Below are 17,453 nucleotides of genomic sequence, written 5' to 3' on the forward strand. Positions count from 1 at the left end.
ACAGACAACAAACCAACTAAGATGAGTCGCGCTAACTGGACTCCGCTTCACGCCCGCCTACATCGTACCCTGCGATCGCGTCATCTCCTAGAGAAGCATCAGCGATTGCTCGTAGCTGTATCTGGCGGGCAAGATTCCTTATGCCTCGTTCAGTTACTTTTAGATTTGCAACCCAAATGGGAATGGCAATTAGGCATCGCTCACTGCGATCACCGATGGCGTTCTGACTCTCAGGCTAACGCTGACTTTGTGGCGCGACTAGCTCAACGTTGGAAAGTCCCATTTTATTGTCATACAGCCGAGCAGCCTCTACTCAATGAAGCAGCCGCACGACAATGGCGCTATCAAGCTCTAGCGGCGATCGCCCAAACGCATAACTACCCGTATATCGCTACGGGACACACAGCCAGCGATCGCGCCGAAACCTTACTATACAACTTAATTCGCGGCAGTGGCGCAGATGGCTTGCAAGCTCTAACTTGGCAACGCCCTCTTCATGTAGGGACACAAAGCTATGCGCCCCTACTGGTGCGTCCCCTGTTAGAAGTTACGCGAACTGAAACCGCTCAATTTTGCCAAGAGCGGCAACTTCAGGTATGGGAAGATACAACTAACCTGGATCTTAAATATGCCCGTAACCGCATCCGACAAGAATTGTTGCCCTACATCCAAACCCACTTCAACTCGCAAGTAGAGCTAACCCTAGCTCAAACTGCAGAGCTTTTACAAGCAGAAGTCGAATATCTCGAACGAGCAGCCGATGAGTTGCGACAGCTTGCTGTCGATTGGGAAGACAAAGGGATAAGGGGACAGGGGGATAAGGGAGAAGTCAATCACCAGTTACCCATTACCCATTACCCATTACCCATTACCAACTCCCCAACAAAAATCGACCGCCGCATTTTACAAACAGCCCACATCGCTCTACAACGGCGCGTGATGCGGCAGATTTTGCAGCAAACTTTACGTTGCTCCCCCAACTTCGAGCAGATTGAAAAACTCATGGCTTTGATTGCTGCTCCAAATGGAACGCAAACAGATCCTTTTCCTGGCGGGGCGATCGCCACAGTAGACAAAGATTGGATTTGGTTAAAGTAAATTAAACATAGTGCAGCATGGCAGAAATCAGCTACCAGAAAGCCACAATATAAAATGCTTATGGCGTTAAGATTTTGACTTTTGACTTCTTTATATTAGTTTCTCGTAATTTTGGCGCGAATTTGAGCGATCGCTGCTTGTGGTGGTTCGCTAGCTTCTACGCTCAGTATGCCCGCTACTCCTTGTAATTTCTGTCGCAGTCCATCCAAACTATCTTGTACTGGTCTGAGGATTTCTTCATAAAGATTTATCCTACCGCTACGATCGCTTGCTGCCGATCGTAAAGTTAATAACTCTTGCTGCCAAGTTTGTAATTCCTGCCACTGCCTTTCCTGTTCCTGCACCTGCTGGTCGAGCATTCCCTGCTCTAAGTCAAAACCAGAGCGCATCTGCTCGATTTCCTTTTCTAGCTGTTGCAGCATGAGAAATTGCTGTTGTTTTTGCGACTGAATTTGACTCAATAGTGGATCTAAATCTAATTTAAAGTCTTCTTCTCGATTGCCAGCTGGAATTCCCTGCCGTCTCCACAAAACAGTTTGATGTTGCCGTAAAGTTTCTTTGCGATCTTGTAAGTTTTGGCGTTGACCCATCAAGGTTTGCAGCAGAAATTCATAACTGTCTTGCTCGTCTTTCAGTTCTGCTTCTATATTTGCCCGTTCCCCATCGCTGGCAGCTCGGCTCAAGCGCCCCTTAATTTCGTCAATTACCTGTTGATTAGCTCTGAGTTCCTCTTCTTGTTCGTGGACGAACCGACAAGCATTTTCCCAATCTCGTCGCAAATCTTGTAGCACTTGTTGCAGTTGATCTAAAGGCATTTGTTCTAATACAGCCGAATCAACTTGCTGGCTGAAGAGAAAATCATCGACAGGTTGGATCAACCGATTTAGTTGCTGATGTAAATCTTCTTGATGCCTCTGTTGTGCGTTAAGGGTTTGAGCGTATTCTTGCTTGGCTTGCAGCACCATCGCTTGCGCTTGTAGTTTGACTTTTCGCTGTTCTAGAGATTTTTGTGATTCCCACCACTGCTGTTGACCTTGCTGTAACCTCTGAGTTTGGCTATCGACTTCTAACTGCTGCTGGTCGATCCCTTGCTTTTGCTGTTCTAGTTTCTGCCAATGTGGAATCAAAGTTGCTTGCTGGGTCTCTACCAATTCTAGAGCCAAAGTTAGTTCTTGCCTGACTGCCGCAGTCGGTGGTAAGCCTTGAGATAAGCGTTCGAGCAATTCTTCAACTTGGCTAACAGTTGTTTCGTCCAATCCTGCCGACTGGCTGCTCTGTAATTGTCTATATTCCTCCTCGATGTGTTCCAACTCTTCCAAGCGTATTTCCATTTCTTCATGGCGGCGGGACATCTCATCTCTTTGAAAGGTGAGAGATTCCTTCCACTGCTCGATTTCTTCTTCCTGAAGCTTCGCCTTTTCGATTTGTCGGGAGAACCCACTTAAGATGCTAACTAAAGGTCGCCCTGCTTCTTGAATGCGTTGTACTTGTCGATTGGCATTTAAGTCAGCTAGTATCAGCGCTCCAGCATTGAGATTGTTTGCTTCCTCAGCTGCAACAATCTCTTCTCCCTGTACAGAAGACCAACTCTGGTCGGCTCTTTGAAATGCCAGCAGCTTGATTTCTGTCTTCAGACCCATAAAAGCTTTTTGCTTTTGTACTTCTGCTAAATACAGCACACCAGTCGTCCTCTTGATTTACCAATGCCTCAGCTGCGAACCGATCTTGCTTGTCATGTTTGACCCACTTTGGTTAAATCTCCCTTGTGGTCAAAACCCCATTTTGGTTAAAGCTAATATCAGCAGGCGCAGAAATCTCCGACTCTATTTTGGACTGAGTACAGTCAATGTCACTTCCGAGTTATTGCTTAACTTCTTCACTTCTTCTTTGTTAAATTGTGTTACAAAATTGGCGACTAGCGATTAGTCGTCATTTGTCATCTGTCATTGGTCAGAGTCAATGTTAGCCAACTGATGACTGATGACTATAAAAGGGAAGAATTAATGAAGGGGTATACGCGATTACATAGGAGCTTCATCAGCTAAATGCAGGGTAACTTAAGTGAAATTGATATTCGCAGTATTTTACAACTCATTGAATTAGGACAGCAAACGGGGGAATTGTTTGTTGAAGCCTACAGTCCTTCTAGTAACGTGAATCACGCAGATCCGAACTTTGCTTTGCGTTACAGGAGTTCGTACCCGCGATCGCAGTGTTGGTTTATCTTTTTTCTCAACGGTCAAATCGTCTATGCCACAGACGGCGATCGCAGTTTATCTCGTCTACGCGATTATCTACGACACTATCGAATCGAGATCGACCTAGAGCAAATTACAACTTCCACGTTCGCAGCTAATACCACCCTAGAGTATGCCTATCTTTGGACATTGCTAGAAGATCGCGTTCTCACCCCGGCTCAAGCTCGTAACATCATCCACGGCATTGTGCATGAAACCCTGTTCGATCTACTAAGTTTGCATCAAGGTTTGTTTATTTTCAAGCGAGGAGCTGCCCTATCACCGCACTTGACGATTTTAGCCAGTACTTCTTTAGCAACCAAGATCGTACAGCAGGTACAGGCATGGAAGCAGTTATATCCTCAGATTCAATCTCCCGATCGCTGTTTGACGATCGCCAATCTCAAAGGATTACGTCAAGGCTTGCCAGCAGCAACCGCCAATCGACTAGAGACTTGGATAGATGGTAAAACTTCTCTCCGCCAACTAGCACGCTATCTCAATCGAGATATTTTAACGGTAGGCAAGGCGGTTTATCCTTGCGTGAAACACGGTTGGATACAAATTCACACGCCAAAAATAACTGGGATAACAACTGATAATCCTCATTTGTCTTCTGGTATCAAAACGCTAACAATCACATGCATCGACGATGCGATCGCTATTTGCCAAACTGTAGAAACTATCCTACAGCAGCAAGGATTTACAGTCACGAGCTGTAGCGATCCGCTTCAGGCATTTAGTCTGCTGTTTCACCAGCCACCAGATTTAATTCTGTGCGATATTGTCATGCCCATACTAAATGGCTACGAGCTATGTGCCATGCTGCGCTGCTCCAATGCCTTTCGGCAAACGCCGATTGTCATGCTAACAGGTAAGGATGGATTTATCGATCGCGTCAGAGCTAGAACGGTAGGCGCAACCGACTATCTCACTAAACCTTTCACCGATAGCGAGTTATTGATGCTAGTAGAAAAATCCCTGCCTAAGAAAGGTGTGAAGACAACTCAAAAGTCACAAGTCACAAGTCACAAGTCATAAACCAGAATTAACTACTCATCAATTGCTAGTCCGGTCACTGGTCACTGGTCACTGGTCACTGGTCATTGGTCATTGGTCATTGGTTGTTAGTTATTACCACTCTGCTCCCTAATAACTGATAACTGTTCGCCTCTGTAGATTCACCGATTGCGGTAAGTTTTTAACTTAAATAGGATTAAGTTCTCAGTGGATTTGCGCTTGGATAAACGATTGAGGTAGAGCTAAGTTGATGCTGTAGTTTAGTAATCTAAGATTCTCTTAAAACACTAACTATCCAAATAATTTGTATTGCACTTGAAAGAATGACTTTTATCGCGTGTGTGGACACCATAAACACTGTGAAGTATCGCATAAGGAACTTATTCGATTTCAATATAAGCTCATGCGAGAGTTCGATCTAAAAATCAGTTATCTTTGAGTTTGCTTACAATTGTTTGAGCCATTAACTTAAATTTTGCGAGTTCATGCAAGACAGGATTGAAGTTGATTTTACACATATTTATACTAAATTTTGGCATGTTCGTAGCTCGATTAGTAAAGAACTTAGCTTACTGAATTGATGCATAATTTTTAGTTAACCACGGTGGTCGTGCCCACAGGCGGGACGTTGAAGCCAGGAGGCAAATTAACAGTTATGAGTACAGTGCTGGTCGTGGAAGATAGTCCTACTCAAAGAGAGATTATTATCGATCTTCTTCAGGGGAGTGGGTTGACGGTGATGATAGCCACTGATGGTATGGAGGCTTTACAGCATATGCAAGAAGCTTCTTGTCCCGATTTAGTGGTGTTAGATATTGTCATGCCTAGAATGAATGGTTACGAGGTTTGTCGCAAGCTGAAAACCGATCCAAAAACTCAAAATGTCCCAGTGGTAATGTGTTCCTCCAAAGGCGAGGAATTCGATCGCTACTGGGGAATGAAACAGGGTGCAGACGCTTACATTGTCAAACCATTTCAACCAAAAGAATTACTGGCAACAGTTAAACAATTACTGCGAGGGCAAGGGTGAGTGGCATGGTAGATCTGGACTTGTCAATGGGTGCTGACCAAGTTCAAGTTGCGTCAGAATTTCAGCAATTAGAGATTCGGGAAGGAGAACTACACCTACGCTTTTTTGTCACACCCACTCAAGAGCTGGCATTGCCAGCAATTATTGTTCGGGAGGTCATCTCAGCTCCTCTCGATCGCATTACACCAATTCCCAATATATCCAGCTTACTCTTGGGCACGATCAACTTACGCGGACGAGTGATCTGGGTAGCTGACCTCAGCCAAATTTTGGGAGAATCAACAGCCTTAAACACAGAGCGACCAGAAATTCCGGTAATTGCCGTAGAAGAGCAAGAAATACTCTTAGGGTTGGCAGTCGATCGCATTGTCGGGATGGAATGGCTGAGTGCGGAAAAAGTACAGCAGCCTACTCAAGTTGCAAACAGTATGGCTCCCTTTGTCCGTGGTGAGTGGATTTTAGATGAAGATACCCATCAGCGTCTTCGACTGCTAGATCACAAGGCAATTATATCGAGCGAACTTTGGGCAGCATGAAATCAAGGCAAGCAGAGGCAGCAAATGACATCAAGTACTAATCACGAGCAGCAATATCAACAAGCTCAAACAGCCTATATTCAAGGTAACTATGAGGAGGCGGCTACTTTTGTCGATCGATTGATCGAAGACTTTCCTGCCGATCCTAATAGTCGCCTCCTACGAGGTCACATTTACTGCGTTCTTCGGCAATATGAAATTGCTAGAGAACAATATCAAACTGTATTACAACTGACACAAGATCCAGAATTGATCGATTGTGCGAAAAATGGTTTGGAGTCAGTTCAACAGTACGAAAGTTCGGAGCAGTATAGTAATGGCAGAATGCCAGCGTCAGAAATTGAAAATACTTTCTTGTTAGGAGCTGACGCTGCTGAACTACCGGACTACTATGCTACAGAGCAGTCGTCATATTCAGATTCTCCAAAGTCTTTTTCGCATCAATTTGATAGTCCGTTTGCCCAATCGCATCTTGACAGTACAAATGTTACCAGCAGTAGCAATTCTTCTATGCCTTTTGGCAATCCTTTTGTCTGGAATCAGCCAGAAAGTAATCTATCAGAAGATAGCAATTTAGAGTTGAGCCTACCAGATTTGAGCCAGCACGAGCTTTCTCATCCTCACAATTCAGACTTGTCTCACTTTCAAATCGAGCGCGAGTTTTCCGATCGCTACGATCTTGACACCGAAAACAACAATGTTAGTCGCTCCGAGCGCAATTCAATCGAAGAGTTTGAACTTCCAGAGTCGGCTTCTGAATTGCTAGATTCTGGATTGTTGTCTTCTCCTCTATCAGGAAGTGCCTCATCCTTACCAGATGCAGACAGTCACGGCGAATTGAGCGATCGCGCCAGCAACAAGGCAGAAGCAGCTCAATTGGCATCGTCCATGCCCAATTTGCAAGCAGATGATACAGGCGAGCGTCAATTATCTGCCAACAGTGGCGGCTTGGTAGGACAGTTCGAGCAAGCTCCTCTGGCGAAAAAGCAATGGCTTACGGCAAGCACTGTCGGTATTACCTCTGCTCTAGTCGTCACTGCTGCTGGCTTTGGCGGATCGATGCTACTCAAGGGTGAAAACCAGCGTGCAGTCCAAGGTACGGGTATAGCTATGGCTCTGGTTGCTGGAGCTACAAGTTTTGCTAGCTCGCGCTTCATGGGACGACTGACGCTCAAACAAATTCAACAAACCACAATGGATCTGCGCGGACAATTTAATACCGTGCGGACGGGCAATCTCGATGCTAGAGCTACAGTTTATTCTCAAGATGAGTTTGGACTGTTAGCTTCTGAGTTTAACGATATGCTACAAGGCATTGCTCAAATTACTACAGAAACGCAGCGCAAAGCACAAGAACAAGAACAGGCTAAAGAAGAATTACAACGGCAGGTGATCCGGCTACTAGACGACGTAGAAGGTGCGGCAAGGGGAGACTTAACTGTACAGGCTGAAGTCACTGCTGACGTTTTAGGAGCGGTTGCCGACTCGTTTAACTTAACAATTCAAAATCTGCGAGAGATCGTCGGACAAGTAAAACTAGCAGCTCGACAGGTCAGTCAAGGATCTGCCGACAACGAAACATTTGCCCGAGCGCTGTCCCAAGACGCTTTGCGTCAAGCTGAAGAGCTAGCAGTTACGCTTAATTCTGTACAAGTGCTAACAGACGCAATTCAACGTGTAGCAGAATCGGCGAGAGAGGCTGAATCTGTAGCGCGTTCTGCTTCCGACACCGCTCAAAAAGGCGGTGAGGCAGTAGAAAGAACAGTAGCAGGTATTTTAGAAATTCGGCAGACGGTAGCGGAAACCACTCGCAAGGTAAAGCGGCTGGCAGAATCCTCGCAAGAAATTTCTAAGATTGTGGCACTGATCTCTCAAATCGCTTCGCGGACGAATATGTTGGCACTTAACGCCAGTATTGAAGCAGCAAGAGCTGGAGAAGCAGGTCGAGGCTTCGCCATTGTTGCGGATGAGGTACGTCAGCTAGCAGATAGAGTTGCCAAGGCGTTGAAAGAAATCGAACAGATCGTGAGGCAAATTCAAAGCGAGACGGGTTCGGTAATGACAGCGATGGAAGAGGGAACTCAACAGGTTATTCAAGGAACGAAACTAGCCGAGCAAGCTAAGCGATCGCTGGAAGACATCGTGCAAGTATCCAATCGTATTGATGCTTTGGTTGGTTCGATCACTGCTGACACCGTACAACAAACAGAAACCTCTCGCGCCGTGGCAGCTGTGGTACAGTCAGTAGAGTTAACAGCACAAGAAACCTCTCAGGAAGCTCAGCGAGTTTCTGGCTCTCTGCAAAACCTCGTGCAGGTAGCAGGAGAACTACAGACTTCAGTAGAACGCTTCCGAGTGTAGCTATGGTGTTTTGAATGGTAGCAAAGGGCGATTCCATTTTGAATTTGGAATTTTGGAATGTAACAACCTAAATTCCTTAAAGTAATTCCAAAATCAAAAACTTTCAGTTAAATAGTACGAATAATGTTCTTAACTGAGCGTTTATAATTCTATTTTCGCCCAATTCTACTGAGTTTTGAGTTTAACACGAGTAGGGATGAAATTGTCTAGTACTATTTTTTTCACTTATTGTCAAGAATTGATTGATGGCTGCAACCTCAACTCAATACTATCCTCCGATCTCAAAACTCAAAATAATTTCTTAACTCGAAACTAATTCTCTTACCTGAAAACTTAGAACTCAAAACTCAAAATAATTATTATGCTGCCGGAACAACAACAGCGGATTTTGGGCTATTTTCTTGAAGAAGCCAGCGACCACCTAAATACGATCGAGCAAGGCTTGTTAAATTTGCAAAGTACGCTTGCAGATTCGGAAATGGTGAATGAAATCTTTCGAGCTGCTCACTCAATTAAAGGGGGAGCAGCAATGCTGGGTCTGAATAGCATCCAGCGTACAGCGCACCGTTTGGAAGATTTTTTCAAAATTTTGAAAGAGTGTCCGTCGATTCAGATCGAGCAAACTCTAGAATCATTATTCTTGCAAGTTTTTGATAATTTAAAAGCACTTTTGGAGCAACTTCAAAATGGCTCTAGCTTGAGCGATGGTGAAGCCAGTCGTTTAATGGCAGAAGTCGAACCTGTGTTTGCGGCTCTGGAACATCAACTGTCCGTACTTGTGGGACAAGCTGGTGGTAGTATGCATCCAGACGAATTACCCATGCCTGCGGTTACTACGGATGCACGGGTAGGCGCGATCGCTGCTTGTGCTGCCGCTTTTGAGTACAGCGTTCCAGAAACACTCAGAGAGTTGTTGCAACTATTTAAGCAGCCGGAGACATCTCAAACGCGCCAAGCTCTTCAGGCGTGCTGTACCCAACTCGCTCAGATGGGAGTGGAATATGACTTATCTGGCTGGTTGACGTTGTGCGAAACAGCAGCAGGAGCGATTGCCAATACCGACAACTCCTATCGTACTCTTGCTCCAGTCATTATTCGCGAACTCAAACAAGCACAGGAACTCATTCTCGCTCACCGTGCAGATGAAATTACCATCTGCGAACAATTGCAATCGTTGTCGATTAATACTTTCTTGCTGGATTGGGAAGAAAACAATAGCAATAGTTTTGAGTTAAACGAGAATCAGTTTACTGAAAGTTCTCTCGTTTTAGGAGCGGATATCTTCACACCTCCTGCAATTGTTGATAATGAAGTCAAAACAGCATTCTCTACAGAAGAACAACTGGATAACTTGTCAGATGATGACGCTCTTAGCAGCTTATTTACTCCCAAGTCAGACAGCAATAATCAACTTTGGCAAGAAACAACCGATTTGTTAGATGTCATTAACGATCGCTCGGATGATATCTCGCTTCAAGATATTGAATCGCAAGCTTCTATTTCTTCTGAAGAAACTTTAGCACTCAATAATTTGTTTACTGAAGCCCAAGATATTTCTCTAAATTCAATTGACGAAGAACCTGCTTTTTTGAATTTGTTTAGTGCTACGACAGTAGGTTTAGATGACCTTACATCTCTGGAAGCAACGAACCCTACAGATAATTCAGAAAACGTCAATCTAAATCAGTTGTGGACAGAGGAAACTCAGAGCTTACCGCAGCTCGAAACATCATGCTCCGAAGCTGTTGTCGATAGTTCGGTAGAAGCGATCGCCGATACTGAAATACAGCTTGAATTAGGCAATGAATTCGCTATATCAGATGACTTGATTGCTTTTGTGCCACAAGTAGAATCTGAGTTGACTGAATCAGAGTTTGATTTATCCGCGATCGCATATCCCGCAAGTGTAACACCAATATTTACAACCGATGCTGATAATGATGTTACAGAATCATTGACCGAATGGAACAGTGAGATTGAACCAGTAGAATTAAATTGCGATTTAATTCCTGAAATAGATGAGAATTTAGGCTTAGAAACTGACAACATTGCTCCAGAGATCGATAAAGGATGGGATGATAGTAATGTAGGACAGTTAGAACTTGGCTTTTCTCCTATGGAGTTGAGCGGTAATTTTAGTTTTGAGACTGAATCCAGCTTAGAACCACTAATAGCAATAACCGATGATAGCAATCCAGACTTCATGGCAGGATGGGATACTAGCAGCGAAGCCCCAGAAATGGGTTTTGACTCTACACTAATGGAATTAAGTGACGATCTTGATTTGACAACCAATTCTAGTCTGGAGCTAGGTGAGAGTTGCGGTTTAGAAGTCGATTCCAGTCTGGAACTAGGTAGTGATTTTGATTTAGCAACCAATTCCAGTCTGGAATTAGGTGAGAGCCTTGGTTTAGAAGCTGAGTCTAGTTTGGAATTAGGTGAGAGTCTTGGTTTAGAAGCTGAGCCTAGTCTGGAATTAGATGAGAGTCTTGGTTTAGAAGCTGAGCCTAGTCTGGAATTAGGTGAGAGTCTTGGTTTGGGAACGGAAGCTGATTCCGAGTGGAGTGATAGTAGCGCCACATCGATATCGGAATGGGATACTAACACTGAAGCATCTGAATTAGGCTTTGATAGTACTGCTGATTTGTTTACTTCTCCCACTTCAGAAGAGATAACAGTAACAAACATTGATTCTTCTTTCATGCTGGAAGAATCAACAGATGAGATGCCTACAGAAGATACAGCATCGATCGCACAATGGGAAGCTAGTAGCGAAACTCCAGAACTAGGCTTCGACTCTGCCACAATAGAATTAGACAACACTCTCAACTTAGAATTAGAGTCCGATCTCGATTTACTCACCAACGAATCACTAACAACAGACGATTTCAGTGGTGCCGAGCTGATGACAGGGTGGGATACTAGCAGTGAAGCCCTAGCAATGGGAGTTGATTCCACTATTATCGAGTTGAGCGACAGTATCAGTTTTGACGCATCTAACTCAGAGTTATTTGCACAATCAGCATCAATGCCTGTTGATGACGAAAGTACCACTCCTGGTAAGACATTCGATGTCGAGGAAGATGAAGAAAATATCACTCCTAGTACAACATGGAATGTTGGGGAAAATGAACTAGGTATAGATTTTGATACCCATCAAATTGAAAGCGAAGCTCTTTCCAGCTTTGAACTCGAACCAAGTTTGGAGTTAGGCAATAACTTCAGCTTAGTAACCGAAGCTTCCACGGAAGATGGAGAATCGATCGGACAATGGGATACTGGTAGCGAAACCATAGAGATGGGCTTTGACTCTGCCACGGTAGAAGAATTAGATAATTCCTTCAATCTAGAATTAGAACCTAGCAGCGATTTACTCACCGACGCATCAGTCAATCTAGAATTAGAGCCTAGCAGTGATTTACTCACCGACGCATCACTGGCAGCGACAGACGATTTCAGCAGTGCCGAACTGATGGTAGGTTGGGATGCTGGCAGCGAAATAGAAACATCTTTCGATGATGAGGGTTCTATTACAAGCGCTGCCTGGGATGCTGGGGAAGCAGAACTTAGTTTGGATTACGATCTTACTCAAACTGAGAACGAAGATCTTCCCAGCTTTGAACTCGAACCCAGTTTGGAGTTAGGCGACAACTTCAATTTAATGGCTGAAATAGCTGAAAGTGATGCCGAGCTATTTTCTACCTCCACGGCGGCTATCATCGATGAGAATATTACAGAGTTGATGTCCGTAGTGGAATCCATCTGCCAAGATACAACTGAAAATGAGGACTTGCTAGGAGAAGCCCAAGCAGATTTTTTAGCTGACTCGCAGTTGGAAACAGATGACGATTTTCCCGAACTAAATGCATTATTGCATGAGGAAGAATCAGTCACAAATGCGATCGCCACGGCAGAAGCTTTATTAGATTTAAGCTCATCTCCAATCGTACCTGCGATCGAGACACCTACTACAACACCAAGCAGTGATGATGACTTTGGCGATTTGGACTTACTTTTGCAGGAAACTCCCAAAGTCGCGGCAGCTACTATCACAACTCCAAGCGGTGGTGACTTTGACGATCTGGAACAGCTATTACACAAGACTCCGGCGAAAACTACCAATGTAGTTGCACCTCAACCAGCCCCAGCAGCACCTCAACCAGCAGCTGCATCCCCTAGCCCTCGCCGTCCCGCCTTCGAGCAGATGATGCGCGTGCCAGTCAAGCAACTAGATAGTATTGGTAATATGGTTGGGGAGCTAGTTGTATACCGGAATAGCTTAGAGCAAGATCAAGAAAGGCTGCGACAGTTCCTCGACAATTTGCTGCACCAAGTACAGCAGTTGGGTGATGTGGGTACGAGGATGCAGGAACTATACGAGCGATCGCTCTTAGAAGCATCCCTACTCAATAGTCGTCAGGGAGGAAAATTAATTTCAGTTCCAGATGGCAATTCTGCCTCAGTAGAGGAACGGCACGCCACTGGAGTCAACTTTGACGCACTAGAAATGGATCGCTTTACAGGCTTCCATACCTTAGCGCAGGAAATGATCGAGTTGATCGTCAGGGTACGTGAGGCTTCTTCAGATATTGAATTTGTCACCGGTGAAACCGAGCAAGTAGCGCGCAACTTCCGCCAAGTGACAACCCACTTGCAAGAAGGGATCACGCGATCGCGAATGGTTCCCTTCAGTCAAATTGCCGAGCGGTTGCCTAGAGCCGTGCGTGACATTGCTCTCAAATATGGTAAGCAGGCAGAACTACAAGTAGAAGGCAACGAGACTTTGATTGACAAGGGGCTTTTGGAGCAACTCTACGACCCCATGACCCACTTAGTCAACAATGCGATTACTCACGGGATTGAAACCCCAGATGAGCGAACTGCTAAAGGCAAAGCTGCGGCTGGCAAAATTACAATTCGCGCTTTTCACCAAGGCAATCAGACCGTAATTACCGTCAGCGATAATGGAGCTGGGATCGATCCAGAAAAAGTGAAGGCAAAAGCGATCGCCAATGGGCTAATTACTCCAGCAGAAGCAGACAGCATGGATCGTTTGGATGTCTTTAACCTAATCTTCCAACCAGGTTTTAGCACCAAAGAGCAAGTAGACCAATTTGCCGGACGCGGTATTGGGATGGATGTTGTGTTGACTAGCCTCAAACAAATGCGAGGTACAATTCACACTGATTCCACTCTGGGCAAGGGAACAACCTTTACAATTCGTCTACCTCTAACACTGAGTATTTGTAAAGCACTTTGTTGCGTGAGCGATAAGGCTCGAATTGCATTCCCAATGGACGGTGTGGAACAGATGATAGACATTCCCGTGAATGATATCGTCGCTAACGCAGAAGGACAGACCTGCATTCCTTGGCGCGATTCCTTGTTGCCATTCCGACCCTTAAAAGAATTGCTCAGTTTCACTCGCCAATTAGGGAGAGGTAGCATTTATGGTAGCAGTCGCGACGATAATGCAGTTTCGATTGTGATTCTCCGTTCTGCCGACACATTCTTCGCGCTCCAAGTTGACCAGGTGTTAGGCGAACAAGAAATTGTAATTAAACAGTTTGAAGCACCTGCACCCAAGCCAGCAGGAATTGCTGGTGCTACAATTTTGGGGGACGGTCGGATCGTGCCGATCGCAGATGTATTGGAGTTAATCGATCTATCTGTAGGACGGATTCAGAAAGATGGTAGAGGTACTGTTTGGTCGCCCAGACATATTCCCGCACCGCCAATACCAGCAGCGCCAGTTAAAACAGAACCGTTAGTACTAATTATTGATGATTCGATTACCGTCCGCGAGCTGTTGTCGATGACATTTACCAATGCTGGCTATCGGGTCGAACAAGCGCGTGACGGTCAGGAAGCTTGGGACAAGCTCCGCGATGGTTTACCTTGCGATTTAGTTTTCTGCGATATCGAGATGCCAAGGATGGATGGCTTAGAGTTGCTATCGCGGATGCAAAAAGAGGAAAGATTAAGTCAACTACCAATTGCCATGTTGACATCGCGGGGTTCCGACCGTCACCGCCAAATGGCACTCCAGTTAGGAGCTAGCGGCTACTTCACTAAACCATATTTAGAAGAAGCATTGCTTGATGGCGCTCAGAGAATGCTCAAAGGTGAGGTATTAATTGCTGCTAGTGCTAGTAGTATGTAGGCAATTAAGCTAGTTTCAGTTTGCTAGAAGAGATGTGCTACGGCACATCTCTTTATTTATGTGTAGCAAAAAGTAGAGATAACGAATTTATATTCTCTCCTTCAGCTTCCTCAGCTCCCTCAGCTCTCTTGCCTCCCTGCTCCCTGCTTTCTGGTATCCTTACTCATCTCCTAAATCTTTCCAGAATTGTTGCTTATTAAATGTGTATTGCGCTCCTAAAAAAGCGACAATTTTTTCAGTATCGTATTCGGCATTTTGCAAGCAAGTAGAAGCACCAGGAGAGGGAGTTATATTAAACAAAATATTTTCTCCAACAATTTTGGCTTCTCCCATTTCAAGATGCTTAGTTTTTGTATTAACAATTTGGGGTCTGATTCCTCCATAACCTTCAGCAAATTGTAATTCGTTCAGTTGTAAAGAAGGGACTATCTTGCGAGCTTCTTTCAAAAATAGTCTTTTGCCAACTAATGGTATATCGTAAATTAAATTCCTCAAAATATATTTGAAAATGGTTGTATCTGATAGTATATTTAAAAAACTTATAATAGCATTGATACTGAATCCTGCTGTTTTAAGATAGTCTAAAACAGTAGCATATTTGCGATTCTCTAATAGTAAAGTGACTTTGGCGGTGGGACCAAATCTAGTCAGGCTTTGGTCATGAACTTCCGGATCTCCATGAATAGCAGCAAAGGGAATTTTTTTCATTTGTACGGTGTAGACTTTGCCATTTAAAACCCCTGGTGAAAAATAAAAATTTCCAGCTACGTTCAAAAGGGCATAATCTTTTCCATAACCTAGAGTTTTGGCAAATAAAAGACTATATGCTCCAGTGGCAAAAGCAACACTTTTCGCTGAAAATGTTCCTCGGTCAGTTTGTATATGGTATAAATTTTTCTCTCTTTTTAGAGACTTAACTTTTGTTGACATCATGATGTCAATTGTTTTTTTAGTTTCAATCGAGTTTTGCAAAAACGAGCGAGATAATGCCTGGAAATCTATTGTATAACCAGCTTCAGAATATAAAGCTATAATTTCTTCGTCGGGCTTTCTATCTTTAATAAGATTAGGTTCGATCGCCTCTATTTCCGGCTTTTGAATTAATTTTAATTGCGGAAATAACGATTGAAATTCTCTGTATCTATCTCGCAGTTCTTGAACTTGCTCTGCTCCAATACCTAAGACTAATTTATGGTACTTGCTATAGCTTTTTTGGCTGGTGTCGTTCCTTAAAAGATAGTTTTTGACTAAGGTTGCGGCTCGATTCACTTTTTGAGCTTTTTCTAGAGTATAGTTAGTTTCTATATCGCCAAAATGAAGCGTTTGGCTATTCATTGTTTTATGAGAATTGCATAAGCCAACTTCTGATTCTTTTTCTACTAAGAGAATCCGCTCTACATTAGTGTACTTACTTAAGCTATACAGCAAAGCAGTTCCAGAAATGCCAGCTCCAATGATAGCTACTTCATAAGGAATATTTCCAGATTGCACTGTTTGTTTGTCTCGATCTAATAACATTTCTCAGCCGTTGCGATCGCTCGTCATAATAGTTATTCTTTCATGTTAATTCATGGAGATATATTTTACACTCTACCAAAATGCTGCTATTTGTCATTGGTCATTAGTCATTTGTTAAATAGCTTAATTAAAGGATTAACAGCAGTTCCTGTCGTCCAGATAATTGTAGCTACTGGTAATTCTAGGGTGCGATCGCCGTGTTTGTATTCTACCCGTTGCGGATGCACGGCACTAATTTCAGCTTCTAACAACAATTCCACGGGTACGACATGCTGTTGTAAGGCTCGATTGGCAGAGGAGCGCAACTTATCCCGATCGCCTTTTAAAATCTCTTTACCGCGTTGAAGAATGACTACCCGGATTTCTTGTTTGTTACCACTAATTTGAGCATACCAATCGGGTAATAAGTCTGCTAAGGTAGCAGCTAGCTCTACTCCAGAACGACCATCACCCAAAACAGCAAACGTCAATAGAGTGCGGCGTTGTTCTATATCTTCTGTTTGAGTTGCTCTTTAGAGACAATCGCGTAGATGTCTCCCTAACGCGATCGCATCTTCTTAATTCTCACCTACGACTTACCCATTACCCATGACCAATTCAAAATCCACAATCTAAAATTGATTCACCAATAACTGATAACTGATAACTGATAACCGATCATATGAGCCAAGCTCTACTAGATATCGATAATCTCAAAGTTGCCTATCCACAGCAAAAAGATAGGGAAATCCAATGGGCTGTTAACGGCGTATCTTTGACGCTGCAACGGGGCGATCGCCTGGGTCTGGTGGGGGAATCGGGTTGCGGTAAATCGACTCTAGGACGGGCTGTAATGCGCCTGTTACCAACAGCTAGCCGCGTAAATGGCAAGGTGATGTTTGAGGAGCGATCGGTATTAGATTTCACACCTACCCAGATGCGGCAATTTCGCGGGGAAGCAGTAGCACTGGTATTTCAAGATCCGATGACGCGCCTCGATCCGCTGATGACGATTGGCAAGCACTGCGTGGAAACTTTAAGAGCGCACCAACCCCAACTCTCAGAACGAGAACTAAGGGATAAAGCGATCGCCACTCTCGCCGCCGTGAAAATTCCCGAAAATCGCGCTCATCAATACCCGCATGAATTTAGCGGTGGAATGCGCCAACGGGTGGCGATCGCCCTAGCTTTGATGCTCGATCCCAAACTAATTATTGCCGACGAACCAACAACTAGTTTAGATGTAACCGTAGCGGCGCAAATCTTAAAAGAACTGATGCGTCTATGTCGCGAGCGGGACATGGCTTTGTTATTGATTTCTCACGATCTGGCGCTGGTGGGAGAATACTGCGATCGCATTGGCGTAATGCACGATGGAGAATTAGTCGAAACTGGTTCTTCCCAAACAGTATTTCGGCAACCGCAACACGAATACACGCGATCGCTCTTGCAGGCGGCTTTGCATATTCATGGGGAGCAGGGAGTAGGGAGCAGGGAGCAGGGAGCAGGGG

9 protein-coding genes and 1 pseudogene are annotated in these 17,453 nt (G+C 44.4%); 7 read left to right on the top strand and 3 right to left on the bottom strand.

Going from position 1 to position 17,453, the window contains the following annotated elements; all coding sequences use genetic code 11:
- Positions 1–21: 21 nt before the first annotated feature.
- Complete coding sequence (tilS, locus tag C7Y66_RS15320; protein WP_106546259.1) at positions 22–1,098, top strand: tRNA lysidine(34) synthetase TilS; 1,077 nt, start codon at positions 22–24, stop codon at positions 1,096–1,098.
- A gap of 95 nt (positions 1,099–1,193) precedes the next feature.
- On the opposite strand, the gene hmpF is transcribed toward tilS, so the two are convergent.
- On the bottom strand, positions 1,194–2,777 hold the full coding sequence (gene hmpF / locus C7Y66_RS15325; protein WP_106546260.1) for a pilus motility taxis protein HmpF: 1,584 nt from the start codon (positions 2,775–2,777) through the stop codon (positions 1,194–1,196).
- 366 nt (positions 2,778–3,143) lie between these two features.
- On the opposite strand from hmpF, the gene C7Y66_RS15330 reads away from it, so the two are divergent.
- The 5 genes from C7Y66_RS15330 to C7Y66_RS15350 all read left to right on the top strand — a co-directional run bounded on the left by C7Y66_RS15330 (position 3,144) and on the right by C7Y66_RS15350 (position 14,445).
- Entirely contained in the window at positions 3,144–4,376 is a 1,233-nt protein-coding gene (locus tag C7Y66_RS15330) for a response regulator (RefSeq protein WP_106546261.1), read from the top strand.
- Between the two features lie 634 nt (positions 4,377–5,010).
- Positions 5,011–5,385, top strand: coding sequence for a response regulator transcription factor (locus tag C7Y66_RS15335; RefSeq protein ID WP_041462305.1), 375 nt, complete (start codon positions 5,011–5,013; stop codon positions 5,383–5,385).
- 5 nt (positions 5,386–5,390) lie between these two features.
- Positions 5,391–5,921 (top strand): chemotaxis protein CheW, encoded by a 531-nt coding sequence (locus C7Y66_RS15340; RefSeq protein WP_015152229.1) that lies wholly within the window; start codon positions 5,391–5,393, stop codon positions 5,919–5,921.
- Between the two features lie 24 nt (positions 5,922–5,945).
- Complete coding sequence (locus C7Y66_RS15345; RefSeq protein WP_106546262.1) at positions 5,946–8,282, top strand: HAMP domain-containing methyl-accepting chemotaxis protein; 2,337 nt, start codon at positions 5,946–5,948, stop codon at positions 8,280–8,282.
- Between the two features lie 361 nt (positions 8,283–8,643).
- Positions 8,644–14,445, top strand: a complete 5,802-nt coding sequence (locus C7Y66_RS15350; protein WP_106546263.1) for a hybrid sensor histidine kinase/response regulator — start codon at positions 8,644–8,646, stop codon at positions 14,443–14,445.
- 159 nt (positions 14,446–14,604) lie between these two features.
- Here C7Y66_RS15350 and C7Y66_RS15355 read toward each other — a convergent pair whose 3' ends face one another.
- Together C7Y66_RS15355 and C7Y66_RS15360 are read right to left on the bottom strand one after the other, a co-directional pair.
- Positions 14,605–15,963 (bottom strand): FAD-dependent oxidoreductase, encoded by a 1,359-nt coding sequence (locus C7Y66_RS15355; RefSeq protein WP_106546264.1) that lies wholly within the window; start codon positions 15,961–15,963, stop codon positions 14,605–14,607.
- A 107-nt stretch (positions 15,964–16,070) separates the two neighbouring features.
- Positions 16,071–16,457, bottom strand: a pseudogene (locus C7Y66_RS15360) (FAD-dependent oxidoreductase); the annotation flags it as partial.
- 167 nt (positions 16,458–16,624) lie between these two features.
- Here C7Y66_RS15360 and C7Y66_RS15365 point away from each other — a divergent pair.
- The coding region (locus C7Y66_RS15365) for an ABC transporter ATP-binding protein (RefSeq protein WP_146149801.1) at positions 16,625–17,453 on the top strand (829 nt) is incomplete at its 3' end.

Source organism: Chroococcidiopsis sp. CCALA 051 (genome assembly GCF_003015105.1).
Taxonomy (GTDB): domain Bacteria; phylum Cyanobacteriota; class Cyanobacteriia; order Cyanobacteriales; family Chroococcidiopsidaceae; genus Chroococcidiopsis; species Chroococcidiopsis thermalis.